This window comes from Bacillus sp. ISL-47 (assembly GCF_018613175.1).
In the GTDB taxonomy this organism is placed as follows: domain Bacteria; phylum Bacillota; class Bacilli; order Bacillales; family Cytobacillaceae; genus Cytobacillus.
This window is the reverse complement of the sequence record NZ_JAGGQS010000049.1, coordinates 39,729-66,185: the sequence shown is the minus strand read 5'-3', so window position 1 is coordinate 66,185 and position 26,457 is coordinate 39,729. Positions and strand designations below refer to the sequence as shown.

Sequence of the window (26,457 nt, the reverse complement as noted above, 5' to 3'; positions counted from 1 at the left end):
TTGACGTCGATGTTGCCACAGGACGTGGCGTTCTTAATCGACGATCCGCTGTTGTCTTTTCAAAAAAGACTAAAGAATTAACGTTGACGTTTTTGTTCGTTCAGTTTTCAAAGATCAATCCGTCGCCCAAAAGCGACTTTATTAATATATCATTTATCACCTTTGACGTCAACAACTTTTTTAAGATGTTTTTACTCACCGTCATCAGCGACGTTTATTAATATACCAAGATACTAATTAGAAGTCAACAGTATGTAAAAAGTTTTTTCCTGAAAAATTTCGCATCATCCTTTTTGTTCTCGCTGACGGCAACGCATGTACTTTAAGCAATCTGCTGGAGATGCCACTCGCTGAAATAATGAAAATAATATTTTATACCTTTCTTCCATGGCTCTTTTTACAATATGATCAATCCTGTCATCCTTTAAATCGAAAAGGATTTCATCCATCTCACGCTTAATCAAATATTCCAATTCCTTTAATTCTTTTTGATTTAATAGCATACCTATCAAGTTCATTGCCCCCTGTGGTTTCTTTTTTGGTTTTTTGTAGTATTTTTCCATTTGTGCTTTTTTATGAATTAAAATTTTTTATTCATGTATGAGACAAGTTATGCATAGGTATGAGACAAGGAATGTAACGGACGAGGTGAAGGATATTATGAACTTTTTTTATGTGTTAAATGGGAAGTCATTAAAACAAATCCTGTTAGTGGTTATAGCAGCATTTTTTACTGCGTGGTTCCTCTATATGGAGAGCATCGTCCACTTGCCTGCTTTTTCAGCCAAGGATGGACCAAAGGCTGTTTATAAAGGGGAAAAGGATTTAGCCATAACCTTCAATATTGGATGGGGTGATGTTAAAGCAGAACCTATTTTGGACATACTCAAAAAGGAAGGTGTTAAGTCGGCGACATTTTTTCTTGCAGGATCCTGGGCAGAACGCCATCCGGATTTAGTAGCCAGAATCGTGAAAGAGGGTTACGAAATTGGAATTTTGGGCTACGATTACGAGGACTATACCGAGCTTGAGGAAGATAAAATCAGACGGGATCTCGCAAAGGCCCAGGAAGCTTTTAGAAAACTAAATATTAAAGACATCAAGTTGGTCCGTGCCCCTACAGGTCACTTTGACCAAAAGACATTAAAGGTTGCAGAAAGAATGGGTTATACAGTTGTACATTGGAGTATTGATTCAAAGGATTGGACTAACCCTGGAGTTGAAGTAATTGTTGAAAATGTCTCTAAAGTGAAAAAAGGGGATATTGTCCTGCTTCATGCATCCGATTCCGCCAAACAAACAGCAAAGGCACTTCCACTCATTTTGAATAATATTGAGGAAAGAGATTTAAAGCTGGTTACCGTTTCCCAAATGATTGCAAATGCTGATACCAAGACAAATGAAATAAAATAATGAGGCTGTTTTAACTTTGTTGCTATATAAACAATACTGAGGGGTTGATTTCCACTCTAAGATGCTCAACGAAGCGCGGGGCGGGCGGTGAGCATCCTCGGTGCACAGCACTTGTGGGGTCTCACGCCCACTCCTCCCGCTGGACTTAGAATAAGCGGTCCTGAATAATCACCGTACGAAGGAAATGCGGATGCTTTTTCACAGGATTAGCACATTAAGCTCCAATCAACCAACCTTATTTATCAATGTTTTATTTACAAAATCTATTTAGAAACAACAATCTTTTAGAAAAGAGCCAAAAGAAAAGCCATCCATTTTATCTGGATGGCTTTTCTGCTATTTTGCTTCTCTGTTTTTGCGAGTCTTCATTAAGTTTATGAAGAATAAGCAACTGATAAGTATTGCAAACTAATAACGGAAATAACATTAAGTATAGCCAGCTTTCTTCATTTACCCTTAAAACCGGAACCCACTCAATCGCCGTTACCACCACCATAAAAAAGACTGCCGGGATGAATGCATGCTGATTCGTTTGCTTTGTTTTTATCGCAGCGACTATAAGTCCCACTATTAGGAGGAAGCTTGCGACGCCAATATACGGGAGGATGCTGTCTCCCTCATTGGCAAAAGCCTTATAGCGGAAATAAACCAAATCAAATAATGCAAACAAAATAAGCACGATTTGGATAGGATTCCATAAACCTTTAAAAATGCCTAATCCAAAACGGTGTACAGTTAGATAAGCAAAGAATCCCATTTGACTCACGATACTAAAAATTAATCCTACACCTATAAGCCAGAACAAAACAGAGAGGATTTCAAGAATATCAAAATCAGTGAAGATTGGTGCAAATTCTTCCCATCGAACAATAAATCCTACAACTCCAGTTGTTAAACCCCCAACTAAAAGAGTTGATATAAAAAGCTTTACCCAATTACGGCTAGTCAATTTATTTTTCCCCCATAATAATTAAATTCATTCCTTTTAATACAATACCACCTTATGATTGTACCAACCAAAGTTTGAAAAATCTAGGCATTGTATTTGCAGCGCATAATATTTGCTCATTTTCTTCATTCTAAAGTTAAGGACACCTCTGAAAGGAGCTTCAACATGCTAAAAAAATTCCGTTTGCTCCTGCCATTTGCAATTGTGTTTTTCATATCAGGCTGCGGCCAGGGTGAAACCGGCGGCCAAATGGATTATGAGCAAACTAAAAAAATGGTTGTAGATATATTGAAGACAGATGAAGGAAAAAAAGCCATTGAAGAATTAATGGCAGATGAAAAGATGAAGCAAAAGCTGGTCATGGACCAAAAGATTGTTGCTGAAACAATTGAGAAAACTTTGACCTCTGAAAAAGGCACAGAGTTTTGGAAGAAGTCATTTGATGATCCTAAGTTTGCTGAAAGTATGGCAAAAAGCATGCAAAAGGAAAATGAACAGCTTTTAAAGGATCTAATGAAGGATCCTGAATATCGCGGAATGATGATAGAGGTACTAAAAGATCCTGAGCTTGAAAAGGAAGTAACCAACGTTCTTAAAAGCAAAGAGTATCGGGAGCACTTGCAAAAGGTAGTAACTGAAACATTTGAAAGCCCGCTTTTTAAAGCCAAAATCCAGGATCTCCTTCTTAAAGCTGCTGAAGAAGTAAAAAGCGGAGAACAGCAGGGCGGCGAAGAAGGAGGCGGTGGTGAAGGCGGTGGCGGCCAAGGTGGAGACCAGGGCGGCGGCGGCCAAGGCGGCGGAGCTTAATAAGTGCTGTATCAAATTAAAAAACCTCTTCCATTACGGAAGAGGTTTTTTTATCACTTGCTTTCAACTGCTTGAATAACTTTACGCGCGATATCCGTATAAATTTGTCCAAGTTTATGGTCTTCATCATAGATGGATGGAGCGAAGTCTTCTTCATTCCAATCTGGCTGCTGAAGAGGCAGCTGTCCTAAAACCTCTGTTCTTAGTTCATCAGCCAGCTTTTCTCCGCCGCCTTGGCCAAAGACATGCTCTCTTTCCCCGGTCAGCTTGCTTTCAAAATATGCCATATTTTCAATAACACCTAAGATCTCATGTTCTGTCCGAAGAGCCATAGCACCTGCACGAGCAGCAACAAAGGCTGCAGTCGGATGCGGTGTTGTAACTACTATTTCTTTGCAGGACGGCAGCATTGTGTGCACATCCAGGGCAACATCGCCGGTTCCCGGCGGCAAATCAAGAAGCAGGTAATCAAGCTCTCCCCACTCTACTTCATTAAAGAAGCTGTTCAGCATTTTCCCAAGCATTGGGCCTCTCCAGATAATTGGCGCATTATCTTCAACAAAGAATCCCATTGAAATGACTTTCACCCCAAAGCGCTCTACTGGAAGAATTCTTTCTCCTCTGACAACAGGTCGCTTTGTTATTCCCATCATATCAGGGACGCTGAATCCATAAATATCGGCATCAATAAGGCCAACCTTCTTGCCCAATCTTGCAAGAGATACTGCAAGGTTTACGGAAACAGTGGATTTGCCAACCCCGCCCTTTCCGCTTGCAATTGCAATAAATTCGGTTTTATTGCCTGGAGAAAGCAAACCTCTATCTTCCTCAGATGCAGCCTCTCTGTATTGCGATAAGACTTCTTCAGGAAGCTCGCTGAAGCGGATCCCAACTGTAGCCGCCCCTGCTTCTTTTAAAAGGTTCACAATTTGTGTTTGTAGCTGAAGCTGTTCAGCAGTTCCTGTTTTGGCAATCTGGATTTTCACGCTAACATGATTCTTTTCTTCTTTAATGTTAATTTCCTCTATCGCATTTAGTTCGCCTAACGTTCTATGTATAAATGGTTCCTGCAAGCCGGTTAAAGCTTCTTTGACTTTCTGTTCAGTTAACATAAAAACACCCGCCTTCTGAATTCGTTTCCATTTTAGTATAACATATTGAATATTCTTTACTGTTAATTCTATCACATCCCATTTTTATTCACTATTCCCCTGCTTGTTCACCCTTATCACTAATAATCTGTTAAACCTCCCTGTTGATTTCCCCTCAAGAAGCTCAGTGAATCGCGGGCGGTCCGTGAGAACTCCTCAAGCCTGCGGAGTCCCCCTTTGATCCGCTCCAGCTGGACGTTGAATCAGCATCCTTGACTAGATACCGCAAGAAGAAAATTGCGAATGCAAATTCGAGGATCTCGTCCCTTCATCTGCATATTGCCAAAATCAATAATGAGCTTTAACAGAGCCAAGGCTAAAAAAAGAAAAGATGCCCTTTCAGCACCTTTTCACTCCCACTTCTCTGTTAATTCTTCCTCATTTGTATAAAAGCGCATGATTCCATTATATATGGATGCAGCAATTTTATCTTGATACTCATCTGTCTTCAAGTTAGCTCTTTCACCCGGGTTGGATAAAAACCCTACTTCAACTAGGACCCCCGGTTTTTTAGCGTATTTTAAGATAAAAACATTATTCAGCGGTTTGGAATTACGTTTTGTATTTTCCAGATTGCGGCGCAGCTCGTCTTGAATGAATTTTGCGGCTTTCGCGTTTTCCTTGATTCCAGGCGCGTAGAAGGTCTGGGCACCGCTCCACCGGGGAGAAGGAATCGAATTTAAATGAATGCTTACGTAAAAATCGGAATCAGAAGTATTAATCATTTCAAGCCTTTTCTTAAGGTCTTCCACTTTTCTCCTGCTATATCCCCTGGTCCCCTCAGGTGCAAGGTCCCGATCATCCTCTCTCGTCATCATCACAAGAGCTCCCTGTTCTTGAAGGTAGTCCCTTACTTTTAAAGAAACATCAAGGGCGATATCTTTCTCCAGTGCGCCTTCATCACCGGCGCCGCCATCCGGACCACCGTGGCCTGGGTCAAGCAAGATAATCTTTCCCGTTAACGGAAGATTCCACGATTCCCAAGAATCATCATCTGTAAAATCATATTGTAAAATGAGAAAAAGAATGATAAGCCCGATCGCAAACCCGCTTATTTTTATTTTTTTCTTCATATGCCCTAATCAATCCCTCCTGCTTATCCTCATTTCAATATATGGGACAAGGAGGAGTAATAGAACTTCGAAAAGGGACAGCGCAACGTATCATTAGAGACAATGAGACGGGCTAATTATTAGTGAGGGCGGCAGTCTAGTGCAGCCGCAGCTTATGCCTTCTTTCTCCTTTATTAAACCCTTCTGACCACCAGCTGTTTACATATTGCTCGCACATGTAATAAAGGGATTCGCTCATAACAGCCTCTGAACCATGTCCCCAGTACAGGAAGAAGTTATATAAGGTATCCACTAGATGTTTCTGTTCTTTTTCACACCTTATACGTACTTGATCCAAGGATTCGCCATAGAACCCAAAACGGCTGTAATTTGCGCCCAGCAAATACGCTTCTATCGCCACATCGTAACAGGCTTCTTCGATTCCGGAATTCATCATCAACCCAGAAACAAACCTGGACGAGCCAAAAAACTGCTGAACTTTTTCTTTCAAAGCTTTTATGGAAATTTCCCGAAGGACTGATTTTTCATATTTAATTTGCTTTTCTCTTTTTTTCTCTTTGAACGTCGTTATGACAGTCACTGCATTCTCACCCCTTGAAGATAGTCTTTATCTGCCGCGGGAGAGAAATACAAAAAGCAGGCACGATTCATCTGCCAATTTTTTTAACAAAGATACCGTTAAGCTTTGGTGTTGATTTCCGCTCGCCTGCATTGTCTCCCTTCAGTTTGCTTTTATCGATAGACAATGAAGTGAATATGCAGACTGACTAGACATGACTAAGGAAATGTGACAGCTATTTACGAGTAAACCAACAATTGCGTTATCACAGCCTAACAAAAAAGCACCAGCTAACGCCGGTGCCTGTCATAAGTTCTTATCTAATTTGCCCGTTTCCGGACATTATATATTTACGGGTTGTTAATGCTGGAAGGCCCATAGGTCCCCTCGCATGAAGTTTTTGTGTTGATATGCCGATTTCAGCACCAAAGCCTAGCGCCCCTCCATCTGTAAACCTTGTGGATGCATTATGATAAAGTGCCGCAGCATCCGTTAACTGCATAAACTTCTTCGCTGTGTCTGCATTTTCTGTAATAATCGCTTCAGAATGCTTTGTACCATACTGGTCGATATGGTCAATCGCTTCTTCCAAATCTTTAACGGTTTTTACAGCTAGATCCAGGCTTAAATATTCATTTGCCCAATCACTTTCAGTTGCTGTCTTTACATCTGGAAGGGCAGCGGCTGCTGACTCGTCTCCATGAACGGTAATACCATGCTTTTTAAATGATTCTGCAAGCAATTCTTTATGCTGGTTCAGCCATGCTTCATGAACAATCAGCGTTTCCGCTGCATTGCAGACAGCCGGCCGATCTGTTTTTGCATTAATAAGGATATTGATGGCTTTCTCCGGATCTGCATCCTTATCCACATATATATGGCAGTTACCTACTCCTGTTTCAAGCACAGGAACTGTCGCATTTTCAACAACAGCTTTAATTAAAGATGCTCCTCCTCGCGGGATTAATACATCGATATGCTCTTTCATAGTGAAAAGCGTTTGAGTGGCTTCTCTGTCCACCGTATCAATGAATTGAACCGCATCTTTTGGTATTTTTGTCTCTTCAAGTGCATGATGAATAATCTCCACAATGGCTTTATTCGAATTTAGAGCGGAAGAACCGCCTTTTAAAACGATGGCATTTCCTGACTTTAAGGCCAGTCCTGCTGCATCAGCCGTTACATTTGGGCGCGCCTCATAGATCATTCCAATGACGCCAAGCGGAACTCGTACCTCTTCTACCTTTAAGCCGTTATCCAATGTCCAGCCTGACATGACATCTCCAATTGGGTCAGGAAGTTCCGCGACTTGGCGAAGGCCTTCTGCAAAGTCATTTATACGTTCTTTACTAAGGGAAAGACGGTCCATAAAGGCCTGCTCAAACCCTTTTTCTTCTCCATTTTTCAGATCGATAAGATTCGCTTGTATAATCGATTCATATCCTGTATCCAAAGCATCTGCGACTGTACGAAGTGCTTCATTTTTCTCTTCTGTCGTTAAAATACTTAAACTTTTGGCAGCCTTTTTTGCCCTCTTCGCCTGTTCTTCAACTGTACTTTTTTTTACTGCAGCTGCAGTAGTCATTGAATCCCTCCTAGTATATTTACATTAAACAAGTGCCGGCAGTTTAAAATCCCGTGAACATACAAACGTTTCTTGTGCAATTGCCGGTTCTAGCTCTTTTTCATCTTCTGCTGTTAATTCATTAAGCTGTTCATTTGAAAAATTAATTCTGCCGAGGCCGATCTCTTTTCCTTCTTCATCAAGGATACGGACAACCGCGCCATCCTTGAACCGGCCTTTAACCTCCTGGATATCAGAACGATACAAATTTTCATTATTATCAATAATGGCGGCTTTGGCATCAGAGTTGATTGTAACCTTGCCTTCTGGACCTGAATGGAAAGCAATCCACTGTCTTTGATTATCGAGGTTAAATGCATCTGATTCCTGTTCGAAATAAGTTCCTTTTGCAGTACCTTCCACAGCATCCAATAAGATATTCTCGGTTCCTGCTTTTCCTAAAAAGGAGTCGATCCCTGCTGCCATCGCAATTTTCACTGCCTGGATCTTTGATTTCATGCCGCCGGTTCCAACAGCACTTCCTGACCCGCCAGCTGCTGCTTCAATTTCCGGTGTAATAGAATGAACATTTTCCAGAAGCTGTGCATGTGGATTATCATTTGGATTGCTGTCATATAGGCCATCAATATCCGATAGAATGATGAGCAGATCAGCATCAATAAGGCCTGCAACCTTCGCAGCAAGGGTATCATTGTCCCCAAATTTCAACCGATCGACTGTAACGGTATCATTTTCATTAATAATTGGAATGATTCCGCGCTCCAATAGCACATTCATCGTGTTATGCATATTTCCATAACGTACTTCATCGGAGAAGTCACTTCGTGTGATTAATATTTGTGAAGCCACATACCCGTGAGATAAAAAGAGTTCTGAGTAAGATTCCATTAGCAGCCCTTGGCCAATTGAAGCTGCAGCCTGCTTTTCCGGAAGTGATGATGGGCGTTCAATGCACCCAAGCTTGCGATAGCCCGCTGCTACAGCACCTGATGAAACCACAGCTGTTTCATAGCCAGCATCCTTCAAAGCCACAATTTGCTCCGCAAGGTTTTCAAGCTTCCTGCGGCTAATTTCTCCGTGCATGCTTGTTAATGAGCTGCTTCCAATCTTAATAACAACTCTTTTTATCTGCTTTTCTTTATTTAACATCCAATACCTCCTGTGAACTATTGCAGCCTTTATAATTGAGGTTCATAAATAAATAAGTACAGGGCCGAGAAGTTCGCGTTGACACAATGGCCGCCTGGTGTGGGCCGGAGAGTCAAAAGAATTCGACCGCTTTATTCCCCGGGTTTATGAACTTCCTTAAGGCTAGGAAGTGACAAGTACCCCTTCCAATTCCTTGCTGATTTCCTTCGAGCGTTTCGCAGCATGCTCGACTGCCTGTGAGATGGCTTCTCCTCCGTTAAATTTCCTTAGCGCTTCCAGTCCCGAAGCGGTCGTACCGTTAGGAGAAGTTACTTTTTCCCTAAGTGAAGTCGGTGCTTCTTCTTTTTCCAGTACCATCTTTGCAGCACCGAAAATGGTTTGCGCCACTATTTTTCGAACCGTTTCTTCATCCATACCTTTTTCTACCCCTACGCGTTCCATGTTTTCCATCAAATAATAGAAATAGGCAGGACCGCTTCCGGCTAATCCCGTAAAAACATCCATTTGATCTTCATCGATGATATAAACCTCACCCATGCATTCAAGCAGCTCCTTAACCAAATCAACATTAGCCATGCTTGTATTCTTGCCTGCCACGACAGCAGTAGCGGATTCCTGAATCATGCTTGAGGTATTCGGCATCACACGGACAACCTGCTGGCCAGCATTTAAATGCTCTTCCATAAACTCCGTTGTAATGCCTGCCAATACAGAAAGGATCACCTGGTTAGGTTTTAATTTGTCTTTTATAGAATGAAGAGCTTCTTCTGCACCCTTTGGTTTCATGGCTAAAATAAACAAGTCAATCTTTTCAAATGGCAGCTCGCTCTGCGGCATAGCCTGCACACCGTACTTTTCACCCATTTCAACAAGTCTGCCTGCATTGCTCTTGTTTGTAACATAAACTTGATCCGCTGGCGTTTTTTCAGCTGTCATAACTCCTGAAATCATTGACTCTGCCATTGAACCTGCGCCTAAAAAAGCAATCGTTTTATTTTCTAACATGGACATCCTCCTTAAGATGATCATTCTGTTCGTAAAACCGTTCGTATTTTTTCAACGTTATCTATCGTAACATGCTGAGATTCATAATCAAGGCTATATCGGAAAGTCAGGAGGATAAGGGCGAGAAAGTGAATGAAAACGCTAACATTTACATCTGAACATCCCCTTAGCCTTCCTCAGCAATGATAATCCCTTCTCAAGCCGATATTTGCTAAAATAAAAAACACCACTTTCTGTATAGTCTGCTATATCCGACAATAAGCGACAGTGACTTACCGAATTAAAAATAAAAAAAACCAGCTGGCTGGCTGAGCGATATGATGGACTATTTAACTTTTCATTCTGCACTTTTGCCTAATTCAATTCATGCTCCCATAGCCCTAGTTTGCCTTTTGCCGGTATAAAATCATGGAGCATCTGCATATTTTTAATCTCCCAGGCGTAGCCTCCCATTCTATAGTCGCCCAGAAAAAATTCATTCCCTGTTATGATTCGTCCATCTTCCAAAATGGCAGAAGATTGATCATTTCCAATGATTTTTAAGCAATTCTCAAGGTTACACATGGCAATGATCATACCAGTGGGAAGATTCTCACTTAAGTACCCATGCTTCTTTAAGAGATTTTGAATTGCTATATGGCGGCACGCAGCTCTATCTACCTTTATACTTGTATGAATAGCTAAAGATCCTCGATAATTCGTTTTCCAAGACCTTGTTTCAAACTTCGATTCTCTCAGAACAAAAAGACTTGCCCAAGGCTGGATCATTGATAGAACTTTCAAGCTTCTGCACCCTTTCAAATTCTAGAACCTAATTTTAATATGCCCCTGTATCCTTATTTCAATTTTGCAAAGGCTAAAAACAATTATGATTCTTAGCTAAAGAATAGAGTCTTGTTCAGTACTATATTCAGCTTCCCAGTCACTTATTTAAATAACCGCTTTTCCAACCTGGATCTCGTTGTTCTAAAAGTCAACTAAACTTTTTAGAATTAAAAAAGACCCCCAACCAAACGGTTGAGAGCCTTTGAAAGCTTGATAATTAACGCTTTGAGAACTGAGGAGCACGACGAGCACCTTTAAGACCGTATTTCTTACGCTCTTTCATACGTGCGTCACGAGTTAGTAGTCCTGCGCGCTTTAATGTTGGACGGAATTCTGGGTCAGCTTGAAGCAGCGCACGAGCGATACCGTGGCGGATTGCGCCAGCTTGACCAGTGTATCCACCGCCGTTTACATTTACAAGAATGTCGTAGCTGTTAAGAGTTTCAGTAGCTACAAGCGGTTGTTTTACAACTTCACGTAAAGCTGCAAAAGGAATGTAATCTGTGATTTCACGATCATTGATGATGATTTTACCGTCGCCTGGAACTAAACGAACACGTGCAACGGAGCTCTTACGACGACCAGTACCAATATATTGAACCTGTGCCAAGTTAATAACCTCCCTAAAAATTATCCACGAAGTTCGTAAACTTCAGGTTGTTGTGCTTGGTGCGGATGTTCGCTACCAGCATATACGTGTAATTTCTTGAACATTTGACGGCCAAGAGAGTTCTTTGGAAGCATGCCTTTGATAGCAAGCTCTAACATTCTCTCAGGGTAGTTTGTACGCATTTCAAGAGCAGTTCTTGTCTTTAGACCGCCTGGGTGCATGCTGTGACGGTAGTAGATCTTGTCAGTAAGCTTTTTCCCAGTAAGTTCGATTTTTGAAGCGTTGATAAGAATAACATGATCACCAGTATCTACATGTGGTGTATAAGTTGGTTTATGTTTACCACGTAAGATTGATGCTACTTCACTAGCAAGACGACCTAGAGTTTTGCCTTCAGCATCAACCACGTACCATTTACGTTCGATATTATTTGAATTCGCCATAAACGTTGTACGCATCAGTTTCCCTCCTAATAAATCCATCATTAATCATTTTGGTTTAATATATTCGACACAATAAGTTCCGGGGCTTATCGTGGTTTTAATAATAATACCATATGCTATATTATAACTTTGACAGTCCAATGTCAAGGGGATGTTACACCTGGTTTAGTTGTTTTAGATCTTTTTTTAAAAAGAATTTGGCTTTACAACGCGTCCTCGTGGTTCCTCGCTGTTTTTTACCAAAATTTTAATAAAAAACTTTCCATAAATATAAACCTTGGGGAGGCGCTGTTTTCCCTGCAGCAGATCTGTTTTTCTCCTCGATAACAGCAGTCATAGAATTCGGGTCTCTTTCCCCGGACCCGACCTCCAGAAGAGTTCCGACGAGTATGCGGATCATATTATATAAAAAACCAGTGCCTTTAAAACGGAATATGAGCATATCCCCTTCTTCGAACACCTCGATCTCCTGGATTTCCCTTACCTTATCTTGCACTTCCGTTTTTGCTGAACAGAAGCTCGTGAAATCGTGCGTTCCAACTAAGCCTGCTGCTGCTTTTTTCATTGAATCAACATTTAAAGCAAAAGGAAATTGATAGGCATAGTGGCGCTTAAAAGGATCCCTCCTGGACGATAAATGCACGAAGTACCGATATTCCTTCCCTTTGGCATCGAAGCGTACGTGAAAGTCCTCAGCAGCCCTTGCAGCCCCAATGACCGCTACATCATCGGGCAACAGTGAATTCAGGGCAATCTCCCACTTTTCATCTGGAATATTTAGTGGAGAATCAAAGTGAATCACCTGGCCTCTTGCATGGACGCCAGCATCGGTTCTTCCAGAGGCTGTTACCTTTATGTCTTCTCCCTTATGAAGCTTCTTTAAGGCCCTCTCCAGCTCTCCCTGTACGGTCCGCTTATTCGGCTGAATCTGATAGCCGGCAAAATGGGTGCCATCATAGGTAACGATACATTTAAATCTTTGCATAATTCAGCTCCATTATGTCCTCAGCAGAAATAGCACAAGGGTCAGTACCGCAAGCATAGCAAGCATTCCTGTATCCTTCAGACCCCAGCTAAGCTGCCGGTATTTCGTTCTGCCTTCCCCGCCTCTGTACCCGCGTGCCTCCATCGCCACTGCAAGCTCCTCAGCCCTTTTAAAAGAACTGACAAACAAGGGGATTAGCAGCGGAATTATAGCTTTAACCCGGTCTTTAATAGGGCCGCTCGTAAAGTCCACTCCCCTTGCTGTCTGTGCCTTCATTATCTTATCCGTTTCCTGCATGAGGGTTGGAATAAACCGAAGAGAAATAGACATCATCAGAGCCAGCTCATGAACCGGAAACTTTATCTTGTTTAGAGGAGCGAGCAGACTTTCTAAGCCGTCGGTTATTTCAATCGGAGTCGTTGTTAAAGTCAGAATGGAAGTCATCAAAATCAGCAGGAAAAAGCGCAATGAAATAAAGATCCCCTGCCTCAATCCTTCTTCATAGATGGTTAACCACCCAAACCGGAAGAGGACTTCTCCTTCTTTCGTTAAAAATAAGTGCAGGAATAAAGTAAAAATAACAAGCAGAAGTACTGGCTTCAAGCCCGTATAAATAAACTTGAAGGGCACTTTTGACAAAGCGATCATAAAAAAGGTATAAACCGTTAATATACCGTAAGTCAAAAAATTATTGGCAAGAAAAACGATACAGACAAATAAAAAGATAAGAATCAGCTTTGAGCGTGGATCCATCCAATGAATGACAGAATCGGCAGGAACGTAGCGCCCAAAAATCATTTTATCCATCATTTCGGCGCACCCCTCTTCACTAATGATGCTACCTCTTCCGTCAGCTCCTCCATTGTTAAACAAGTCTTAGAGAAACGGGTGTTGAATAACGTTTCAAATTTCTGCTGAAAACGGACAACCTCAGGGACATCAAGGCCAAGCTTAAGCAACCCCTCAGGTGAGGAAAAGATTTCTTTAGGTGTTCCTTTCTCATACACTTCTCCGTTATGCATAATGACAATCTGGTCAGCGTAACGGGAGGCATCCTCCATGCTATGAGTTACCAGCACAGTTGAGAGCCCTCTGGTTTGATGCAAGCGAAAGAACATATCCATAATCTCTTTTCTTCCTCGCGGATCAAGACCTGCAGTAGGCTCATCCAGGACGATAACATCCGGTTCCATAGCAAGCACGCCTGCAATGGCAACACGCCTCATTTGCCCGCCTGATAGATCAAACGGAGACTTGTTCAGGATCTCTTCTGGAAGTCCAACTTGCTGGATTGCAGCACGTGCCCTTTTTTTGGCTTCCATTTCAGAAACTCCAAAATTCATTGGGCCAAAACATATATCTTTTTCTACCGTTTCCTCAAACAGCTGATGCTCAGGAAACTGAAATACGATTCCGACCTTTTGGCGGACTTCCTTCAGTTTTTTCTGTTTTTTCTCTGCAGATATGACACGATCTCCAATAAACACCTTGCCTTCTGTCGGCTTCAGCAGTGCATTCAAATGCTGGAGAACAGTAGACTTTCCAGACCCTGTATGCCCAATGATAGCCAGGAAGGTGCCAGATGGAATATCGATGGATACATCTTTTATCGCAAGGCGTTCAAATGGCGTATTAACCTGGTAACGGTATTCTACATCTTGGAGTGAGATGTCCATAACTCTTCCACCAACTCTTCTTCAGATAAATAATGCCTGGATAAGGGCAATCCTTTTTCCCTTAACATTTTGCTAAGCTTAACAGGAAAGGGAATATCTAAACCGAGCTTAACCAGCTCGTCATCCATTTGAAAGATTTCCTCAGGTGTTCCCTCACGGTAAAGCTGTCCTTTGTTCATGACCAGAATGCGGTCCGCCTTTGCGGCTTCCTCTAAATCATGAGTAATCGAGATAACCGTCATATTATAATCCTGCTTAAGCTCTCTAACTGTTTCCAATACTTCTTCACGCCCTCTTGGATCCAGCATCGAGGTAGACTCATCAAGGATAATAATATCCGGCCTTAAGGCAATGACACCTGCGATCGCTACCCTTTGCTTCTGACCTCCGGAGAGATGGTGCGGCTCTTGATCAAGAAATTGTGCCATTTTGACTTTTTCTAATGATTGAGTAACTCTTTGCACCATGTCATTTCTTTCAATTCCATGGTTTTCTAAACCAAAAGCCACATCATCTTGAACAGTAGTTCCAACAAACTGGTTATCCGGATTTTGAAAAACCATGCCGATCTTCTTTCTGGTCTCCCATACAGTATCCTCTGCCAAATGCATTCCGCCAACTGTTATGATCCCCTCAAGAGGAAAATGCAAGCCATTCAGGAGCTTGGCAAGCGTCGACTTTCCTGAACCGTTATGGCCTACAATAGCGAGCCATTCTCCTTTAAAAATAGTAAATGAAACATCTCGAAGGGCATATTCAGACTCAGCATCGTATTTAAACGAGACATTCTCTAATACAACCAGTGGCTCTTTCATCTCGATTCCTCCTCTCAACTCTGCTTCTCTCTTTTTCGCTCTGCTCAACAATAAGTCTTAGTGCCTAATCTTACTATATTTTTAGCCTAATAAAAAACCCGCCATTTTTGGCGAGCTTTAATAGTTCGATAATAGGTTATTTAACTGGATAGCAAGCGTTGAATGTAACCATTCTCCCACACTTGTATACAAGAAAAACTGGATTTCTGCTATCAAAGCTTATTGGATGCCTATTATGCCTCCCTATTAAAAGCTCATAGTTAAGCAGTATGGTGGTTCTTGCTATTAAAAAAGCCTGCACCTCTTTCCGTCAGACAGATATCCTGTCCTTCGCAATAATAGAAATCGGAAGAGGTGCGTGAGCTAGACGAGACAGTGTACCAGGAAAAAGGAGAGCCTCTAAGAAGGCTGAGTACAAAAAACTTTCATCCTGTTTAAAAGATGTACATGCTCATCATAACGCTCGTTTTTTGGCTTGGTTAACGGACACCTTACAAATTCAGGAAGGTATCCACGTTATAGAAAAAGGGCAAAGAACAAGTTTCTGATTAAACTGTCCCGCGCCCTTTCCTTTAAAATTATACTAACTCGATAATTACCATTGGCGCACCGTCTCCACGACGAGGTCCAAGCTTCATAATACGAGTGTATCCGCCTTGGCGCTCTTCATAACGAGTTGCGATGTCGCTGAATAGTTTTTGAACTGCATCCTGCTTGGTTTCAGCGTTTGCTACCTCATTACGAACAAAAGCTGATGCTTGACGACGAGCATGCAAGTCGCCACGCTTTCCAAGAGTGATCATTTTCTCAACAACTGAACGAAGTTCTTTCGCACGAGCTTCAGTTGTTTCGATGCGCTCATTGATGATTAGATCTGTTGCTAAGTCACGCAGCATAGCTTTACGTTGTGCACTAGTGCGTCCTAACTTTCTGTATCCCATGAAAGTTTCCCTCCTTTGTTGAAGTCATTCAATCTGCTGAAAGCATACATAAAATGATAACTAACTAATGTTAACTTATCAATCGTCTTTACGTAAGCCCAGTCCAAGATCTTCTAATTTATGTTTTACTTCCTCAAGAGACTTTCTGCCCAAGTTGCGAACCTTCATCATATCCTCTTCAGTCTTATTAGCTAACTCCTGAACAGTATTGATGCCAGCACGCTTTAAACAGTTGTAAGAACGTACAGAAAGATCCAGTTCTTCAATTGTCATCTCAAGTACTTTCTCTTTTTGATCTTCTTCTTTTTCAACCATGATTTCGGCATTTTGAGCTTCGTCAGTCAAACCGACAAAGATATTCAAATGCTCAGTTAAGATCTTCGCTCCAAGTGCAACCGCATCTTGAGGACCTGTACTTCCGTCAGTCCAAACATCGAATGTTAACTTATCATAGTTAGTCATTTGCCCTACACGTGTATTCTCTACCTGGTATGAAACACGAGCTACTGGAGTGTAGATGGAATCGATCGGAATCACACCAATTGGCTGATCTTCTCTCTTGTTTTGGTCAGCTGGTGTATAGCCGCGTCCACGCTTCGCCGTTAAGCGCATGCGCAAGTGGGCATTTGAACCAAGAGTGGCGATATGAAGATCCGGATTAAGGATTTCAACATCACTGTCATGGGTAACGTCAGCTGCTTTTACTACACCTTCACCCTGTACATCTATTTCTAATGTCTTTTCTTCATCAGAGTAGATTTTAAGTGCTAGTTTTTTAATGTTTAAAATGATAGATGTTACATCTTCTACGACGCCTTCAATTGTTGAGAACTCATGAAGTACCCCATCAATTTGGATCGATGTGACAGCGGCACCTGGGAGTGAGGATAAAAGGATACGACGTAAGGAGTTACCCAAAGTTGTACCATACCCACGCTCAAGTGGCTCTACGACGAACTTGCCGTACTTGGCATCATCGCTGATCTCAACCGTTTCGATTTTTGGTTTTTCTATTTCGATCATCAAAATATACCCTCCTTCAAAACGTCGAAACCCCGGCTAGCAATCTCTAACCGAAATTCCCCCATGTATACGTTCCCGTTTTGTGCACAACAACTGGAATAATTGTTCTGTATGAGCTAAAAAATTAGTATCATATCCCATTATAGACAAGGATACAAAATCTATACAGAAAAATTATACACGGCGGCGTTTTGGTGGACGACATCCGTTATGTGGAACAGGAGTTACGTCTCTGATTGCAGTAACCTCAAGGCCGGCAGCTTGAAGAGCACGGATAGCAGCTTCACGTCCTGCACCAGGTCCTTTAACAGTTACTTCAAGGGATTTCATACCATGTTCCTGAGAAGTTTTAGCTGCAGTTTCAGCTGCCATTTGAGCTGCGAATGGAGTAGATTTACGAGAACCTCTAAATCCAAGAGCTCCGGCACTTGACCAGGAAATAGCATTTCCATGAACATCAGTGATAGTTACGATTGTGTTATTGAAAGTAGAACGGATATGTGCAATACCTTGTTCAATATTCTTTTTCACACGACGTTTACGTGTATTAGTTTTACGAGCCATTTATAGTACCTCCTTTACCGATTATTTCTTCTTGTTCGCTACAGTCTTACGAGGACCTTTGCGTGTACGTGCGTTGTTTTTAGTGTTTTGTCCGCGAACCGGTAAACCACGGCGATGACGTAGACCGCGATAGCTTCCGATCTCCATTAAACGCTTGATGTTAAGTGAAACCTCACGGCGAAGGTCACCTTCAACTTTTAATTTGTCAATGATGTCACGGATTTTGTTTAATTCATCTTCCGTTAAATCACGAACACGAGTGTCTTCAGAAACACCAGCTTCAGCTAGAATCTTCTGAGCTGTAGATTTACCAATACCAAAGATATAAGTTAATGAGATTACTACACGCTTTTCACGTGGAATATCTACACCAGCAATACGTGCCATTAGTTAGCGCACCTCCTTCATTTTAGCCTTGTTTTTGTTTATGTTTAGGGTTTTCACAGATAACCATTACTTTTCCACGTCTGCGGATAACTTTACACTTTTCGCAGATTGGTTTAACTGATGGTCTTACTTTCATTATCCTAACCTCCTTAATAGTACGGAGTGCAATGATTATTTAAAACGATATGTGATTCTACCGCGTGTTAAATCATATGGAGATAGCTCAACTGTTACTTTATCTCCAGGTAAGATACGGATGAAGTGCATACGGATTTTACCGGAAACATGAGCCAGCACTGTATGACCATTTTCTAATTCTACCTTAAACATTGCATTTGGCAAAGTATCAATAACTGTGCCTTCTATTTCAATTACATCGTCTTTCGCCATTGAACGATTCTCCCTTCTTCATATCATATACGAATTCATTTACATACTTTGCAAGAGCAAAGCGCAACTTTCCGTTTGTTACACGGCCGGTCTCTTTGAGACTGCTCTGAACTTCTGGAGAGATATAATTAAGCAATTGCAGATGCTGAATGTTCTTTTTCTTCGGGTGATCGAATTTCTTCTTATCACCGTCTGCAAGCAAAACAAACCTTTCATCCATCAACCTTATAATTATAGCATATTGACCAGCATCGCGCCCGCGTTTGATCAAAACAATTTGACCAGGCTGCGGATTCGAATCAGAATCAACCAATGGAATCACCTGCACCTTAGGCTTTTGTTAATATTTCATAACCGGATTCAGTGATCGCTATTGTATGCTCAAAGTGTGCACACATTTTACCGTCAACCGTCACAACAGTCCAGTTATCGGCTAACGTTTTCACATAACGACTTCCTGCATTCACCATCGGTTCAATTGCAAGTACCATACCCGGCTTTAAACGCGGCCCTCTGTTGGGCGGTCCATAATGAGGAATTTGGGGGTCCTCATGTAAGTCTTGCCCTACACCATGGCCGACATACTCGCGCACAATGGAAAAGCCATTTGATTCCGCATACGTTTGGATAGCATGGGAGATGTTCGACAAGCGCTCACCCGGTTTTGCTTCTGCCAGGCCTTTATATAATGATTCCTCCGTCACATCCATAAGACGCTGGGCTTCTTCATCAATTTTGCCTACCGCATAAGTCCAGGCTGAGTCACCATGATAACCGTTATATTTAGCACCAATATCAATGCTGATTATATCACCATTATTTAATACTCTTTCACCAGGAATGCCATGAACAAGTTCATCATTGACTGAAGCACATATACTTCCGCGGAATCCATTATACCCTTTGAAAGAGGGGATTGCATCGTGCTTACGAATAAACTTGTCTGCAATTTCATCTAATTCCAAAGTTGTGATTCCTGGTTCAATGTGTTTTTTCAGTTCCTGGTGTGTAAGTGCTACGATCCGGCCGGCCTCACGCATTATCTCAATTTCACGCGGGGTTTTGCAAATTATCATTGTAAGCCCCCGAGCAAAGCATCAAGATCAGAAAATACTTTATTAATATCTTGCTGACCATCAATATTGCGCAGATATCCTTTCGTTTCGTAGAAATCAAGCAACGGTTTTGTTTGTTTAATATTAACGTCAAGTCTATTCTGAACAGTAGCTTCGTTATCATCTGCACGCTGGTACAGCTCTCCGCCGCAGCGATCGCATACTCCGTCTTTCGCTGGAGGATTAAATACTAAATGATAAGTAGCTCCGCAATCTTTACAAATGCGGCGTCCTGTAAGACGTTCCATTAGAATACTCTGATCGACATCAATATTAATAACATAATCAATTTTTTTATTCAAATCAGAAAGGATGTCTTCAAGGGCATCAGCTTGAGCTACCGTTCTTGGGAAGCCATCAAGCAAAAAGCCTTTTTCACAATCATCCTTACTTAAACGTTCACGGACAATGCCGATTGTAACTTCATCAGGTACAAGTTCGCCTTTATCCATGAATGATTTAGCTTTAAGGCCTAGTTCCGTTTCGCCTTTAATAGCCGCACGGAACATATCTCCAGTAGAGATATGAGGGATGCCGTATTTTTGGACGATCTTCTCAGCTTGTGTACCTTTGCCGGCACCAGGGAGCCCCATTAATACTAAATTCACGTCAATTTCCCCCTAGTCTCTAAATGGTTTTAGGGAACACGCTGTCCCCTTCAACCAAATTATTTTATGAAACCTTTATAATGACGCTTAACCAGCTGTGCTTCAAGCTGCTTCATTGTTTCAAGTGCAACACCGACAACGATTAGCAGGCTAGTGCCCCCAATTTGTGCAGATTCAGGCAATCCAGCGATATTTATAAAAAATACCGGCAGAATTGAAATAACTGTTAGGAACAGCGCACCAACAAATGTTAAACGGTATAAGACGCGAGTCAAATATTCCTGTGTGTTATTTCCTGGACGAATGCCCGGGATATAACCGCCCTGCTTCTTCAAGTTTTCCGCAACTTGCTCCGGATTCACCTGAATGAAAGCATAGAAATAAGTAAAAGCAATAATTAATGCACTATAAATGACCATTCCGATTGGAGTCGTATAGTCAAATATTCTTTGAACCCATAACGTGACATCATTCTGTTCGAAGAAACCCGCAATGGTTCTTGGAGTAATGATAAATGAAATGGCAAAGATTACTGGAATTACTCCAGCTGCATTAACTTTTAACGGAAGATGTGTAGATTGTCCGCCAGCAGAATTTTTTCCTGCTGTCACACGCTTAGCGTATTGAATAGGAATTTTTCTTAATGCTTGCTGGATAAAGATTGTACCCACAACAATAGCAACAACTGCGATTAAGATAAGCAATACTGTCACAATGCGAAGGAATAACTGTTCTCCTGCATTTTCAAATTGCTGTGCATAGATCTGATTTACCGTTGAAGGAATACCAGCTACGATACCAGCAAAGATAATGATGGAGATTCCATTGCCTACGCCTTTTGATGTAATTTGCTCACCAAGCCACATCAAAAATGCAGTTCCGGCAGTCAATACTACAGCAATTAACAAATATGATCCTATTCCCGGATTCTCAATCAGCATTCCGCCTGCAAGGTTATTAAAGCCATAAGACATACCGAGAGCCTGGATAAAACCAAGCACGATAGTAAAGTAACGGGTAAACTGAGCTAACTTACGGCGTCCAACCTCACCTTGCTTAGACCATTCCGTAAACTTAGGTACTACATCCATCTGCAAAAGCTGCACGATAATGGAAGCAGTAATATACGGCATGATCCCCATAGCAAGGATCGAGAAGTTAAGGAGCGCCCCGCCGCCGAATGTATTCAGGACACCGAATACATTAAGTTCATCCTGGGCTTTTAACAGATCAGCATTTACGCCCGGTACAGGAATAAATGTACCGATGCGAAATACGATCAGCATTAGTAGGGTGAAAATAATCTTTCGTCTTATATCACCCACACGCATAAAATTGGAGATTGTCTGAAACATTAAATCACCTCAGTTTTACCGCCGGCAGCTTCAATAGCTTCCTTTGCAGCAGAGGAGAATTTATGAGCTTTTACTGTAAGCTTTTTCTCAACTTTGCCTTTAGCAAGAATCTTGATTCCTGCTTTTTCATTGCTTACTACACCAGTTTCGATAAGAAGCTCAGGTGTTACTTCTGCTCCGTCTTCGAAACGGTTTAGAGCATCAAGGTTCACAACCGCGTATTCTTTACGGTTGATGTTAGTGAAACCGCGCTTTGGTAAGCGTTGGAATAAAGGTGTTTGACCACCCTCGAATCCAGGACGGACACCGCCGCCAGAACGAGCGTTTTGACCTTTATGACCCTTACCAGCAGTTTTACCGTTACCGGAACCGATACCACGGCCTTTGCGTTTGCGTTCTTGACGAGAACCTTCTGCAGGCTTTAATTCATGAAGTTTCATGTTGGCACCTCCTTATTTGTAGAAGAATAGAATTATTTTTCTTTTACCACAACAAGGTGAGCAACTTTGTTGATCATTCCGCGGATAGCAGGATTATCTTGATGCTCAACTGTTTGGTGCATTTTACGTAAGCCAAGAGCCTTAACTGTTTCGCGCTGGTCTTGCGGGCGACCAATCACGCTGCGAGTGAGGGTAACTTCTAGTTTATTCGCCATTTGATATCCCTCCTTATCCTAACAGTTCTTCTACTGATTTACCACGTAATTTCGCTACGTCCTCAGCACGTTTTAATTGTGTTAAACCGTTCAAAGTGGCGCGAACCATGTTGATTGGTGTGTTTGTACCTAAAGATTTAGATAGGATATCACCAACACCAGCTAATTCTAGAACCGCACGAACTGGACCGCCGGCGATTACACCAGTACCTTCAGAAGCAGGCTTAAGAAGGATTTCTCCAGCACCGAAATGTCCGATTACCTGGTGAGGAATAGTAGTTCCAACCATAGGCACTTCGATTAAGTTTTTCTTAGCATCTTCAATTGCTTTGCGGATCGCTTCAGGAACTTCCTGTGCTTTTCCTGTACCAAAGCCAACGTGACCGTTTTTGTCACCTACTACTACAAGAGCAGAGAAACGAAAACGACGTCCACCTTTAACAACCTTTGCTACACGATTAACCGTAACTACGCGCTCTTCAAGTTCAAGTTTGTTTGGATCAATACGACGCATCTTTTTGTGTCCCTCCTTTGTCTATTAAAATTCTAAGCCATTTTCACGTGCTGCATCTGCTAATGCTTGAACACGTCCATGATATAGATAGCCACCACGATCGAAAACGATAGCTTTAACGCCTTTTTCGACTGCGCGTTTAGCAACTAATTCTCCAACCTTTACTGCTGCATCAACGTTTCCAGTAGCATCAAGGCTTACTTCTTTATCTAATGTAGAAGCACTTGCTACAGTTACTCCATTTACATCATCAATAAGTTGAGCATAAATGTGTTTGTTTGAACGATACACATTTAAACGAGGACGAGCCGCAGTTCCAGAAAGCTTCGCACGCACACGAGCATGTCTTTTCTTACGAACTGCATTTTTATCAGCCTTCGTAATCATTTAGGTCACTCCTTTCGTTTACCTATGCGGCATTACTTACCTGTTTTACCTTCTTTACGACGAACATATTCGCCTTCATAACGGATACCTTTGCCTTTATAAGGCTCTGGAGGACGAACTTCACGGATGTTGGCAGCTAGTGCACCAACACGCTCTTTGTTAGTACCTTTAACAATAATCTTTGTGTTAGATGGCACTTCAACTTCAAGACCTTCTTCAGGCTCAATTTCAACAGGATGAGAGTAACCAACGTTTAAAACAAGCTTTTTGCCTTGTTTTTGAGCACGGTAACCGACACCAATAAGCTCAAGTCCTCTTTCAAATCCCTTAGACACACCCTCAACCATGTTAGCAAGAAGTGCGCGAGTTGTGCCGTGCAAAGCGCGGTGTTCTTTTGCTTCTGATGGACGAGAAACGTTAATTACGTTTTCTTCCACCTTGATTTCGATATCTGGGTTGAATGAACGTGAAAGTTCACCTTTAGGACCCTTTACAGTAACAGTGTTCTTGTCAAGAGTAACAGTAACACCAGATGGAATTTCGATTGGTTTTTTACCTATACGAGACATTTAATTGCACCTCCATTCATGAAAAACTCTATTACCAAACGTATGCTAAAACTTCTCCGCCGACTTGTTTAGCGCGAGCTTCTTTATCAGTTAGAACTCCTTGAGAAGTAGAAACTAGTGCGATTCCAAGACCGTTAAGTACGCGAGGTACTTCGTCAGCCTTTGCGTATACACGAAGACCAGGCTTACTGATACGCTTAAGACCAGTGATAACGCGTTCGTTGTTTGAACCATATTTCAAGAAAATGCGGATGATACCCTGCTTGTTGTCTTCGATAAGCTCAACATCACGCACAAAACCTTCACGCTTTAAGATATCAGCAATTTCCTTTTTGATATTAGAAGCAGGAACTTCTAATTTTTCGTGACGAACCATATTCGCATTACGGATGCGAGTTAGCAAGTCTGCAATTGGATCTGTCATGACCATTGTTTTTACCTCCTTCCCATAGTTGGGGTTTACCAGCTAGCTTTTTTCACGCCAGGAATTTGTCCTTTATATGCTAATTCACGGAAACAAATACGACAAAGCTTAAATTTACGGTATACAGAATGTGGACGTCCGCAACGTTCGCAGCGTGTGTATTCTTGTACCTTATGTTTAGGCGTGCGTTTTTGCTTCGCAATCATTGACTTTTTAGCCACGTTTTCGCCTCCCTCTATTTAGCGATTACTTTTGGAATGGCATTCCAAATTGAGTTAAAAGTTCACGAGCTTCTTCATCAGTGTTAGCTGTAGTTACGATAACGATATCCATACCACGAACTTTGCTTACTTTATCGTAATCAATCTCAGGGAAGATCAACTGTTCTTTGACACCTAGAGTATAGTTACCACGGCCGTCAAAAGACTTCTTGGAAATACCGCGGAAGTCACGTACACGTGGAAGAGATACAGATACTAACTTATCAAAGAATTCATACATGCGCTCTCCACGAAGAGTAACTTTTGCACCGATTGGCATACCTTCACGAAGGCGGAAACCAGCGATTGATTTCTTAGCACGAGTGATAACAGGCTTTTGACCAGTGATCAACGTTAATTCCTCAACTGCTTTATCAAGTGCTTTTGCGTTCTGAACAGCGTCACCAACACCCATGTTGATAACGATTTTATCAAGCTTAGGTACTTGCATAACTGATTTATAGTTAAACTTGCTCATTAGAGCAGGAGTAATTTCTTTTACTTGTTTTTCTTTTAGGCGGTTCATTCATTGTACCTCCCTTCTTCTTTAAACTATTTATCTAGAACTTCACCGGATTTTGTTGCTACACGTACTTTTTTGCCATCAACCGTTTTATAGCCTACACGAGTTGGTTCACCAGACTTAGGATCGATAGGCATAACGTTTGATACATGAACAGGTGCCTCTTGGCTGATAATTCCGCCTTGCGGATTCATCTGTGAAGGCTTTGAGTGTTTTTTTACAATGTTCACACCTTCAACAAGTACTCGACTTTGTTTAGGGAACGCTGCAAGAATAACGCCCGTTTTGCCTTTATCCTTACCAGAGATGACCATAACTTTGTCACCTTTTTTCACATGCATCTGTGCGCACCTCCTTAAAGGCAATTTGATTTGTTTTTATAATACTTCTGGAGCTAAAGATACAATTTTCATGAAGTTGTTTTCGCGTAGTTCACGAGCAACAGGTCCGAAGATACGAGTTCCGCGCGGGCCTTTGTCATCACGAATAATTACACATGCGTTTTCATCGAAACGAATGTAAGTACCGTCATTACGGCGTACACCGCTCTTTGTTCGAACTACTACCGCTTTAACAACATCACCTTTTTTAACAACGCCACCAGGTGTTGCTTGTTTCACTGTACAAACGATAATATCGCCGATATTAGCAGTTTTGCGGCCAGAGCCACCAAGAACTTTAATTGTAAGTACCTCACGAGCACCAGAGTTGTCAGCAACTTTTAAACGTGATTCTTGTTGAATCATGTGTGTAACCTCCCTTCGGGATAAAGCTTATTCCGTACAATTAGATAATTACTGCTTTTTCAACTACTTCTACAAGACGGAAGCGTTTAGTCGCAGATAGTGGACGAGTTTCCATAATACGAACGATATCGCCCATTTTTGCTTCGTTTTGCTCATCATGAGCCTTAAACTTTTTAGAGTACTTAACGCGTTTACCGTATAAAGGATGCTTTTTGTAAGTTTCTACCAGGACTGTAACTGTCTTATCCATTTTGTCAGAAACGACGCGTCCAGTGTAAACTTTGCGTTGGTTGCGTTCACTCATTGTGCGAACCTCCTCTCAATATCACTTGCTAAAGCCGATTTCTCTTTCACGAATTACAGTTTTCATGCGGGCAATCGCTTTGCGTACTTCACGGATGCGAGCTGTATTTTCAAGTTGTCCAGTCGCCAATTGAAAGCGAAGGTTGAATAGCTCTTCTTTTAATGATTTAACTTTTTGTTCTATTTCGGCAGTGGTAAGGTCACGAATTTCATTAGCTTTCATTTGATTCACCACCAATTTCTTCTCGTTTTACAAACTTGCACTTAACAGGAAGTTTGTGTGATGCAAGACGTAATGCTTCACGAGCGATCTCTTCAGATACACCTGCGATTTCAAACATTACTTTACCAGGCTTTACTACTGCTACCCAGCCTTCTGGAGCACCTTTACCGGAACCCATGCGGACTTCTAGAGGCTTTGCAGTGTAAGGCTTATGCGGGAATATTTGAATCCAAACTTTACCGCCACGTTTCATGTAACGAGTCATTGCGATACGTGCAGACTCAATCTGACGGTTAGTGATCCATGAAGCTTCAAGTGCTTGTAAACCATATTCACCGAAGTTTACTTCAGTGCCGCCTTTAGATTGACCACGCATTTTTCCGCGGTGTACACGACGATATTTTACGCGTTTTGGCAATAACATA

The 26,457-nt window shown here is 41.8% G+C and carries 41 protein-coding genes; 3 read left to right on the top strand and 38 right to left on the bottom strand.

Features of this window, described 5'->3' with window-relative positions:
- A partial coding sequence (locus tag J7I93_RS17415) for a hypothetical protein (protein WP_214727188.1) occupies nt 1-221 on the top strand: 221 nt, incomplete at its 5' end.
- Nucleotides 222-284: 63 nt separating this feature from the next.
- Here J7I93_RS17415 and J7I93_RS17410 read toward each other — a convergent pair.
- The gene (locus J7I93_RS17410) at nt 285-512 is read right to left on the bottom strand and encodes a hypothetical protein (protein WP_214727187.1); all 228 of its coding nucleotides are present in this window, start codon (nt 510-512) and stop codon (nt 285-287) included.
- Nucleotides 513-660: 148 nt separating this feature from the next.
- Between J7I93_RS17410 and pdaB the strand changes: the two genes are divergently transcribed.
- The gene (gene pdaB, locus J7I93_RS17405; protein WP_214727185.1) at nt 661-1,413 is read left to right on the top strand and encodes a polysaccharide deacetylase family sporulation protein PdaB; all 753 of its coding nucleotides are present in this window, start codon (nt 661-663) and stop codon (nt 1,411-1,413) included.
- 316 nt (nt 1,414-1,729) lie between these two features.
- Here the strand turns inward: pdaB and J7I93_RS17400 are convergent, their stop codons facing one another.
- Nucleotides 1,730-2,362, bottom strand: a complete 633-nt coding sequence (locus J7I93_RS17400) for a KinB-signaling pathway activation protein (protein WP_214727183.1) — start codon at nt 2,360-2,362, stop codon at nt 1,730-1,732.
- A 165-nt stretch (nt 2,363-2,527) separates the two neighbouring features.
- On the opposite strand from J7I93_RS17400, the gene gerD reads away from it, so the two are divergent.
- The gene (gene gerD, locus J7I93_RS17395) at nt 2,528-3,169 is read left to right on the top strand and encodes a spore germination lipoprotein GerD (RefSeq protein ID WP_214727182.1); all 642 of its coding nucleotides are present in this window, start codon (nt 2,528-2,530) and stop codon (nt 3,167-3,169) included.
- Between the two features lie 53 nt (nt 3,170-3,222).
- On the opposite strand, the gene J7I93_RS17390 is transcribed toward gerD, so the two are convergent.
- The 36 genes from J7I93_RS17390 to rplP all read right to left on the bottom strand — a co-directional run bounded on the left by J7I93_RS17390 (nt 3,223) and on the right by rplP (nt 26,456).
- The gene (locus J7I93_RS17390) at nt 3,223-4,281 is read right to left on the bottom strand and encodes an Mrp/NBP35 family ATP-binding protein (RefSeq protein ID WP_214727180.1); all 1,059 of its coding nucleotides are present in this window, start codon (nt 4,279-4,281) and stop codon (nt 3,223-3,225) included.
- Nucleotides 4,282-4,670: 389 nt separating this feature from the next.
- Nucleotides 4,671-5,393, bottom strand: coding sequence for an N-acetylmuramoyl-L-alanine amidase CwlD (gene cwlD / locus J7I93_RS17385; RefSeq protein ID WP_214727178.1), 723 nt, complete (start codon nt 5,391-5,393; stop codon nt 4,671-4,673).
- Between the two features lie 136 nt (nt 5,394-5,529).
- Nucleotides 5,530-5,973 (bottom strand): YbaK family protein, encoded by a 444-nt coding sequence (locus tag J7I93_RS17380; RefSeq protein ID WP_214727176.1) that lies wholly within the window; start codon nt 5,971-5,973, stop codon nt 5,530-5,532.
- Nucleotides 5,974-6,268: 295 nt separating this feature from the next.
- Nucleotides 6,269-7,537: a glutamate-5-semialdehyde dehydrogenase gene (locus J7I93_RS17375; RefSeq protein ID WP_214727174.1), complete on the bottom strand. Its 1,269-nt coding sequence runs from the start codon at nt 7,535-7,537 to the stop codon at nt 6,269-6,271.
- Between the two features lie 24 nt (nt 7,538-7,561).
- Nucleotides 7,562-8,686 carry a glutamate 5-kinase gene (gene proB, locus J7I93_RS17370; RefSeq protein WP_214727172.1) on the bottom strand — a complete coding sequence of 375 codons (1,125 nt, stop codon included), beginning with the start codon at nt 8,684-8,686 and terminating at the stop codon, nt 7,562-7,564.
- A 162-nt stretch (nt 8,687-8,848) separates the two neighbouring features.
- Nucleotides 8,849-9,691 (bottom strand): pyrroline-5-carboxylate reductase, encoded by an 843-nt coding sequence (gene proC / locus J7I93_RS17365; protein ID WP_214727171.1) that lies wholly within the window; start codon nt 9,689-9,691, stop codon nt 8,849-8,851.
- A gap of 354 nt (nt 9,692-10,045) precedes the next feature.
- On the bottom strand, nt 10,046-10,474 hold the full coding sequence (locus J7I93_RS17360) for an ASCH domain-containing protein (protein WP_214727169.1): 429 nt from the start codon (nt 10,472-10,474) through the stop codon (nt 10,046-10,048).
- Nucleotides 10,475-10,733: 259 nt separating this feature from the next.
- Entirely contained in the window at nt 10,734-11,126 is a 393-nt protein-coding gene (gene rpsI, locus J7I93_RS17355) for a 30S ribosomal protein S9 (RefSeq protein WP_214727168.1), read from the bottom strand.
- 20 nt (nt 11,127-11,146) lie between these two features.
- A complete protein-coding gene (rplM, locus tag J7I93_RS17350; protein WP_214727167.1) occupies nt 11,147-11,584 on the bottom strand; it encodes a 50S ribosomal protein L13 in 438 nt (145 codons plus the stop codon).
- Between the two features lie 232 nt (nt 11,585-11,816).
- Nucleotides 11,817-12,554, bottom strand: a complete 738-nt coding sequence (truA, locus tag J7I93_RS17345; protein ID WP_214727166.1) for a tRNA pseudouridine(38-40) synthase TruA — start codon at nt 12,552-12,554, stop codon at nt 11,817-11,819.
- A 12-nt stretch (nt 12,555-12,566) separates the two neighbouring features.
- Nucleotides 12,567-13,364, bottom strand: a complete 798-nt coding sequence (locus tag J7I93_RS17340; RefSeq protein ID WP_214727165.1) for an energy-coupling factor transporter transmembrane component T family protein — start codon at nt 13,362-13,364, stop codon at nt 12,567-12,569.
- Nucleotides 13,361-14,230 carry an energy-coupling factor ABC transporter ATP-binding protein gene (locus J7I93_RS17335; protein WP_214727164.1) on the bottom strand — a complete coding sequence of 290 codons (870 nt, stop codon included), beginning with the start codon at nt 14,228-14,230 and terminating at the stop codon, nt 13,361-13,363. Before J7I93_RS17335 ends, J7I93_RS17340 begins: the two co-directional genes overlap by 4 nt.
- Entirely contained in the window at nt 14,206-15,045 is an 840-nt protein-coding gene (locus tag J7I93_RS17330) for an energy-coupling factor ABC transporter ATP-binding protein (RefSeq protein ID WP_214727163.1), read from the bottom strand. Before J7I93_RS17330 ends, J7I93_RS17335 begins: the two co-directional genes overlap by 25 nt.
- 578 nt (nt 15,046-15,623) lie before the next feature.
- On the bottom strand, nt 15,624-15,986 hold the full coding sequence (gene rplQ / locus J7I93_RS17325; protein WP_214727162.1) for a 50S ribosomal protein L17: 363 nt from the start codon (nt 15,984-15,986) through the stop codon (nt 15,624-15,626).
- A gap of 78 nt (nt 15,987-16,064) precedes the next feature.
- Nucleotides 16,065-17,009, bottom strand: coding sequence for a DNA-directed RNA polymerase subunit alpha (locus tag J7I93_RS17320; RefSeq protein ID WP_026583683.1), 945 nt, complete (start codon nt 17,007-17,009; stop codon nt 16,065-16,067).
- Nucleotides 17,010-17,183: 174 nt separating this feature from the next.
- Nucleotides 17,184-17,573 (bottom strand): 30S ribosomal protein S11, encoded by a 390-nt coding sequence (rpsK, locus tag J7I93_RS17315; protein WP_048011510.1) that lies wholly within the window; start codon nt 17,571-17,573, stop codon nt 17,184-17,186.
- Between the two features lie 21 nt (nt 17,574-17,594).
- On the bottom strand, nt 17,595-17,960 hold the full coding sequence (gene rpsM, locus J7I93_RS17310) for a 30S ribosomal protein S13 (protein WP_110067561.1): 366 nt from the start codon (nt 17,958-17,960) through the stop codon (nt 17,595-17,597).
- Between the two features lie 22 nt (nt 17,961-17,982).
- Nucleotides 17,983-18,096 (bottom strand): 50S ribosomal protein L36, encoded by a 114-nt coding sequence (gene rpmJ, locus J7I93_RS17305; protein ID WP_000868344.1) that lies wholly within the window; start codon nt 18,094-18,096, stop codon nt 17,983-17,985.
- A 35-nt stretch (nt 18,097-18,131) separates the two neighbouring features.
- Nucleotides 18,132-18,350: a translation initiation factor IF-1 gene (gene infA, locus J7I93_RS17300; protein ID WP_066192222.1), complete on the bottom strand. Its 219-nt coding sequence runs from the start codon at nt 18,348-18,350 to the stop codon at nt 18,132-18,134.
- Nucleotides 18,328-18,663 carry a KOW domain-containing RNA-binding protein gene (locus tag J7I93_RS17295; RefSeq protein ID WP_214727160.1) on the bottom strand — a complete coding sequence of 112 codons (336 nt, stop codon included), beginning with the start codon at nt 18,661-18,663 and terminating at the stop codon, nt 18,328-18,330. Before J7I93_RS17295 ends, infA begins: the two co-directional genes overlap by 23 nt.
- A 16-nt stretch (nt 18,664-18,679) precedes the next feature.
- Entirely contained in the window at nt 18,680-19,426 is a 747-nt protein-coding gene (map, locus tag J7I93_RS17290; RefSeq protein WP_214727159.1) for a type I methionyl aminopeptidase, read from the bottom strand.
- Nucleotides 19,423-20,073: an adenylate kinase gene (locus J7I93_RS17285; RefSeq protein ID WP_214727158.1), complete on the bottom strand. Its 651-nt coding sequence runs from the start codon at nt 20,071-20,073 to the stop codon at nt 19,423-19,425. The genes map and J7I93_RS17285 overlap by 4 nt, the downstream gene beginning before the upstream one ends.
- Nucleotides 20,074-20,132: 59 nt before the next feature.
- A complete protein-coding gene (gene secY / locus J7I93_RS17280; RefSeq protein ID WP_214727157.1) occupies nt 20,133-21,428 on the bottom strand; it encodes a preprotein translocase subunit SecY in 1,296 nt (431 codons plus the stop codon).
- Entirely contained in the window at nt 21,428-21,868 is a 441-nt protein-coding gene (rplO, locus tag J7I93_RS17275) for a 50S ribosomal protein L15 (protein ID WP_214727156.1), read from the bottom strand. Before rplO ends, secY begins: the two co-directional genes overlap by 1 nt.
- Nucleotides 21,869-21,900: 32 nt before the next feature.
- Nucleotides 21,901-22,083 carry a 50S ribosomal protein L30 gene (gene rpmD / locus J7I93_RS17270; RefSeq protein ID WP_009336598.1) on the bottom strand — a complete coding sequence of 61 codons (183 nt, stop codon included), beginning with the start codon at nt 22,081-22,083 and terminating at the stop codon, nt 21,901-21,903.
- Nucleotides 22,084-22,096: 13 nt separating this feature from the next.
- Entirely contained in the window at nt 22,097-22,597 is a 501-nt protein-coding gene (gene rpsE / locus J7I93_RS17265) for a 30S ribosomal protein S5 (protein WP_026583677.1), read from the bottom strand.
- 24 nt (nt 22,598-22,621) lie between these two features.
- The gene (gene rplR / locus J7I93_RS17260; RefSeq protein ID WP_214727155.1) at nt 22,622-22,984 is read right to left on the bottom strand and encodes a 50S ribosomal protein L18; all 363 of its coding nucleotides are present in this window, start codon (nt 22,982-22,984) and stop codon (nt 22,622-22,624) included.
- Nucleotides 22,985-23,016: 32 nt separating this feature from the next.
- The gene (gene rplF, locus J7I93_RS17255) at nt 23,017-23,553 is read right to left on the bottom strand and encodes a 50S ribosomal protein L6 (protein WP_144546245.1); all 537 of its coding nucleotides are present in this window, start codon (nt 23,551-23,553) and stop codon (nt 23,017-23,019) included.
- Between the two features lie 31 nt (nt 23,554-23,584).
- Nucleotides 23,585-23,983, bottom strand: coding sequence for a 30S ribosomal protein S8 (gene rpsH / locus J7I93_RS17250; protein ID WP_151537127.1), 399 nt, complete (start codon nt 23,981-23,983; stop codon nt 23,585-23,587).
- A gap of 29 nt (nt 23,984-24,012) precedes the next feature.
- On the bottom strand, nt 24,013-24,198 hold the full coding sequence (rpsN, locus tag J7I93_RS17245; RefSeq protein ID WP_009336593.1) for a 30S ribosomal protein S14: 186 nt from the start codon (nt 24,196-24,198) through the stop codon (nt 24,013-24,015).
- Nucleotides 24,199-24,223: 25 nt separating this feature from the next.
- Nucleotides 24,224-24,763, bottom strand: coding sequence for a 50S ribosomal protein L5 (rplE, locus tag J7I93_RS17240; protein ID WP_144546243.1), 540 nt, complete (start codon nt 24,761-24,763; stop codon nt 24,224-24,226).
- Between the two features lie 26 nt (nt 24,764-24,789).
- The gene (rplX, locus tag J7I93_RS17235) at nt 24,790-25,101 is read right to left on the bottom strand and encodes a 50S ribosomal protein L24 (protein ID WP_214727154.1); all 312 of its coding nucleotides are present in this window, start codon (nt 25,099-25,101) and stop codon (nt 24,790-24,792) included.
- Nucleotides 25,102-25,137: 36 nt separating this feature from the next.
- On the bottom strand, nt 25,138-25,506 hold the full coding sequence (gene rplN, locus J7I93_RS17230; protein ID WP_214727153.1) for a 50S ribosomal protein L14: 369 nt from the start codon (nt 25,504-25,506) through the stop codon (nt 25,138-25,140).
- Between the two features lie 40 nt (nt 25,507-25,546).
- On the bottom strand, nt 25,547-25,810 hold the full coding sequence (gene rpsQ, locus J7I93_RS17225) for a 30S ribosomal protein S17 (RefSeq protein ID WP_214727151.1): 264 nt from the start codon (nt 25,808-25,810) through the stop codon (nt 25,547-25,549).
- A gap of 21 nt (nt 25,811-25,831) precedes the next feature.
- Complete coding sequence (rpmC, locus tag J7I93_RS17220) at nt 25,832-26,032, bottom strand: 50S ribosomal protein L29 (RefSeq protein WP_009336588.1); 201 nt, start codon at nt 26,030-26,032, stop codon at nt 25,832-25,834.
- A complete protein-coding gene (gene rplP / locus J7I93_RS17215; protein WP_009336587.1) occupies nt 26,022-26,456 on the bottom strand; it encodes a 50S ribosomal protein L16 in 435 nt (144 codons plus the stop codon). Before rplP ends, rpmC begins: the two co-directional genes overlap by 11 nt.
- Between the last annotated feature and the right edge of the window lies 1 nt (nt 26,457).

Coding starts and splice junctions, on each gene's coding strand:
- J7I93_RS17375 (WP_214727174.1), bottom strand. CDS start 7,537: ATGACTACTGCAGCTGCAGTAAAAAAAAGTACAGTTGAAGAACAGGCG.
- proC (WP_214727171.1), bottom strand. CDS start 9,691: ATGTTAGAAAATAAAACGATTGCTTTTTTAGGCGCAGGTTCAATGGCA.
- proB (WP_214727172.1), bottom strand. CDS start 8,686: ATGTTAAATAAAGAAAAGCAGATAAAAAGAGTTGTTATTAAGATTGGA.
- J7I93_RS17320 (WP_026583683.1), bottom strand. CDS start 17,009: ATGATCGAAATAGAAAAACCAAAAATCGAAACGGTTGAGATCAGCGAT.
- cwlD (WP_214727178.1), bottom strand. CDS start 5,393: ATGAAGAAAAAAATAAAAATAAGCGGGTTTGCGATCGGGCTTATCATT.
- rpsE (WP_026583677.1), bottom strand. CDS start 22,597: ATGCGTCGTATTGATCCAAACAAACTTGAACTTGAAGAGCGCGTAGTT.
- rpmD (WP_009336598.1), bottom strand. CDS start 22,083: ATGGCGAATAAACTAGAAGTTACCCTCACTCGCAGCGTGATTGGTCGC.
- rplO (WP_214727156.1), bottom strand. CDS start 21,868: ATGAAACTTCATGAATTAAAGCCTGCAGAAGGTTCTCGTCAAGAACGC.
- rplR (WP_214727155.1), bottom strand. CDS start 22,984: ATGATTACGAAGGCTGATAAAAATGCAGTTCGTAAGAAAAGACATGCT.
- truA (WP_214727166.1), bottom strand. CDS start 12,554: ATGCAAAGATTTAAATGTATCGTTACCTATGATGGCACCCATTTTGCC.
- rpsH (WP_151537127.1), bottom strand. CDS start 23,983: ATGGTCATGACAGATCCAATTGCAGACTTGCTAACTCGCATCCGTAAT.
- rpsK (WP_048011510.1), bottom strand. CDS start 17,573: ATGGCTCGTAAAACTAATACACGTAAACGTCGTGTGAAAAAGAATATT.
- rpmJ (WP_000868344.1), bottom strand. CDS start 18,096: ATGAAAGTAAGACCATCAGTTAAACCAATCTGCGAAAAGTGTAAAGTT.
- J7I93_RS17390 (WP_214727180.1), bottom strand. CDS start 4,281: ATGTTAACTGAACAGAAAGTCAAAGAAGCTTTAACCGGCTTGCAGGAA.
- pdaB (WP_214727185.1), top strand. CDS start 661: ATGAACTTTTTTTATGTGTTAAATGGGAAGTCATTAAAACAAATCCTG.
- gerD (WP_214727182.1), top strand. CDS start 2,528: ATGCTAAAAAAATTCCGTTTGCTCCTGCCATTTGCAATTGTGTTTTTC.
- map (WP_214727159.1), bottom strand. CDS start 19,426: ATGATAATTTGCAAAACCCCGCGTGAAATTGAGATAATGCGTGAGGCC.
- J7I93_RS17340 (WP_214727165.1), bottom strand. CDS start 13,364: ATGATGGATAAAATGATTTTTGGGCGCTACGTTCCTGCCGATTCTGTC.
- rplX (WP_214727154.1), bottom strand. CDS start 25,101: ATGCATGTGAAAAAAGGTGACAAAGTTATGGTCATCTCTGGTAAGGAT.
- rplF (WP_144546245.1), bottom strand. CDS start 23,553: ATGTCTCGTATAGGTAAAAAACCAATCGAAATTCCATCTGGTGTTACT.
- infA (WP_066192222.1), bottom strand. CDS start 18,350: ATGGCGAAAGACGATGTAATTGAAATAGAAGGCACAGTTATTGATACT.
- rplM (WP_214727167.1), bottom strand. CDS start 11,584: ATGCGTACAACGTTTATGGCGAATTCAAATAATATCGAACGTAAATGG.
- secY (WP_214727157.1), bottom strand. CDS start 21,428: ATGTTTCAGACAATCTCCAATTTTATGCGTGTGGGTGATATAAGACGA.
- rplN (WP_214727153.1), bottom strand. CDS start 25,506: ATGATTCAACAAGAATCACGTTTAAAAGTTGCTGACAACTCTGGTGCT.
- rpsM (WP_110067561.1), bottom strand. CDS start 17,960: ATGGCACGTATTGCTGGTGTAGATATTCCACGTGAAAAGCGTGTAGTA.
- rplP (WP_009336587.1), bottom strand. CDS start 26,456: ATGTTATTGCCAAAACGCGTAAAATATCGTCGTGTACACCGCGGAAAA.
- rpsQ (WP_214727151.1), bottom strand. CDS start 25,810: ATGAGTGAACGCAACCAACGCAAAGTTTACACTGGACGCGTCGTTTCT.
- J7I93_RS17330 (WP_214727163.1), bottom strand. CDS start 15,045: ATGAAAGAGCCACTGGTTGTATTAGAGAATGTCTCGTTTAAATACGAT.
- rpmC (WP_009336588.1), bottom strand. CDS start 26,032: ATGAAAGCTAATGAAATTCGTGACCTTACCACTGCCGAAATAGAACAA.
- rplE (WP_144546243.1), bottom strand. CDS start 24,763: ATGAACCGCCTAAAAGAAAAACAAGTAAAAGAAATTACTCCTGCTCTA.
- J7I93_RS17335 (WP_214727164.1), bottom strand. CDS start 14,230: ATGGACATCTCACTCCAAGATGTAGAATACCGTTACCAGGTTAATACG.
- rplQ (WP_214727162.1), bottom strand. CDS start 15,986: ATGGGATACAGAAAGTTAGGACGCACTAGTGCACAACGTAAAGCTATG.